Annotated in this window: 3 protein-coding genes; 1 reads left to right on the top strand and 2 read right to left on the bottom strand. The window is 48.8% G+C overall.

Annotated features, from left to right (window positions below):
- Window positions 1-63: 63 nt before the first annotated feature.
- Both ACJMM9_RS00895 and ACJMM9_RS00890 read right to left on the bottom strand, forming a co-directional pair.
- Window positions 64-681 (bottom strand): TetR/AcrR family transcriptional regulator, encoded by a 618-nt coding sequence (locus ACJMM9_RS00895; protein ID WP_073053488.1) that lies wholly within the window; start codon window positions 679-681, stop codon window positions 64-66.
- Window positions 682-890: 209 nt separating this feature from the next.
- Window positions 891-1565 (bottom strand): Crp/Fnr family transcriptional regulator, encoded by a 675-nt coding sequence (locus ACJMM9_RS00890; protein WP_072701531.1) that lies wholly within the window; start codon window positions 1563-1565, stop codon window positions 891-893.
- A 100-nt stretch (window positions 1566-1665) separates the two neighbouring features.
- Between ACJMM9_RS00890 and ACJMM9_RS00885 the strand changes: the two genes are divergently transcribed.
- On the top strand, window positions 1666-2323 hold a 658-nt coding region (locus ACJMM9_RS00885; protein WP_405323003.1), incomplete at its 3' end, for an ATP-binding protein.

The raw sequence follows: 2323 nt of genomic DNA, 5'->3' as shown, positions 1-2323 counted from the left end.
CGTCAATTCCCCGATGTTTCCCATAGTGCTTGGTCAGCTTTTCCAAAACAATGATTGGCTCGCTCATTTCAGATACTCCTCCTTATAAAAATTTTTCCGCAGAATTGCGATGTTCTTCTCAAAATCATCCATGACGGTCTCAAAGTCAAAAGCATTTGCCCCACGGTACCGGGCCGCATATCCCTCGCCCATCAGAAGCAGCATCTGAAATACCGGCCGGGCATCCTCCGGGTTTTTGAATTTCAAAGCGTCCTCCTCCCGAAGAACCATATCGTTTCTGAAGCTGCAGGCTTCCTCTGTCAGAATCACCAGCGCATCGGCTACTTCGGGAGAAGTTTCTTCCCAGACGCTGGTAATAAACTGCAGGGTGAAGGGCTGATTTTGGAAGCTCTCCATTTCCATGCGGCTGGATGCCAGGATCCTGTCGAACAAATCCGTTTTGGAATCCAGATGTGCTTTTTCAAATATTTCTTCAATGACCTTTTTACAGTATTCCAGCAGATAAATATAGAGCTGTTTTTTGCTTCCGAAATACTGAAACATGGATGCCTTGGAGATATGAGCAGCCACTGCAATATCATTGACGGATGCTTTTTCATAACCAAATTTTCCGAAGCACTGAAGTGCTGCGTTCAGGATCGTCATTTTCTTTTCTTCCGTCAGCGCCAAAAATTTTTCCACTTTGATCCCTGCCTTTCAACGAAATAACCGAATCGGTTATTTATAATATAACACCAATAACCGATTCGGTCAAGTAATTAAAATTATCATTTTAAAAATAGATAGACACCCAAAAAGCCGCCTGTACGAGCATTTCCCATGCCCGCACAGGCGGCTTGCGTTATTATGCAAAATTGTTTTTCCGTTTCTCAAAGCCGGCTCATTCTAAATCAATCCGATGAATATGTGAACAACGTGAATTTGTTTTTGCTGTACTGAAGTATCCCATCCTTTTGCATCTGAGAAAGCGCCACCGACATGGCGGCCCGTTCGACGCAGAGGTAGTCCGCCAGCTGCTGGCGGTTATAGGGGATGGTAAAGGACAGGCTGCCGCACCGGTCTGCTTCCGATGACAGGTAAGACAGGAGCTTTTCCTTGGTAGATCGTTTGCTGATATGATTGATTTTATCATGCATCCGCAGAGATTTGCCTGCGATCACATTGACCAGATTGCGGATCAGCTGAGCATGGTGGGAACAGGTATTTGAACAGGCTGAGAGAATGCGGTTGATGTTCAATAGCAACACCTGGCAATCGGCTTCGGCGACCACGCTCACATTCAGCACACTCCCCATGGAGGCGGCGAATACCTCCCCACAGGAATCTCCGGGAGAAAGAATGTCCAGAATATTCCGATGTCCCCACACATCCTCCTGAACAATGACTGCGGAGCCGGATAGGACAATTCCCATGACCTCGGTGCTGTTTCCAGCTCTCAGGATATAGCTACCCTTGGGATAGGGTGTTACAACAGCGCTCATACACTGAAGGATCGACAGGATCTCCTCATCTGACATGGCCATAAAAAAGGGGGTATGCTTCAAAAGCGATAAATATGCTTTCATTTTCAGTCTCCTTGTTTGAAATCAAACAGACTTGTTGCTTAAATTTTAGTATCATTCAAGTACGGTGTCAACCGGAACAACAAATGGAGGTGGAATGAACATGATTCGGAGAATCATTGAAATTGATAGAGACGCCTGTACCGGCTGCGGTATTTGCGTGGAAGCCTGCCACGAAGGGGCTATCGGTCTGGAAAATGGGAAAGCAATTTTGCTCCGGGACGATTACTGCGACGGTCTTGGGGATTGTCTGCCTGCTTGTCCGGCGGGAGCGATCTCTTTTACAGAGCGGGAAGCCGCTGCTTACGACCATGCAGCAGTTCTGGCAAAGAAACAGGAGCATCCGCTCCCCTGTGGCTGTCCGGGGACAGAAGCACGAAGCATTCCCCGTCAAAGCTGCGACTGTTATGCAGCGCAGACCGAAAGCCGGCTGTCTCAATGGCCCGTCCAAATCAAACTGGCCCCTATCCAGGCCCCTTACTTTCAGGGGGCGTCCCTGCTGATCGCCGCCAGCTGCACGGCCTATGCTTATGCCTCTTTCCATGAGGATTTTATCGTCGGCCGCATCACTCTCATCGGCTGCCCCAAGCTGGACGGTGTGGACTATTCGGAAAAGCTGTCTCAGATCCTCAAAGGAAATGACATTCGGGACATTCTTCTGGTTCGGATGGAAGTCCCCTGCTGCGGCGGGCTGGAAAAAGCGGTTGAACGAGCGCTTGACAGCAGCGGGAAGGAAATCCCCTTCCGAACGCTTACGATTA

It is taken from the genome of Fibrobacter sp., from assembly GCF_045112255.1.
Classification (GTDB): Bacteria; Fibrobacterota; Fibrobacteria; order Fibrobacterales; family Fibrobacteraceae; genus Fibrobacter.
The sequence above is the reverse complement of the archived record's forward strand: the minus strand, read 5'-3'. Positions and strand labels throughout refer to the sequence as shown.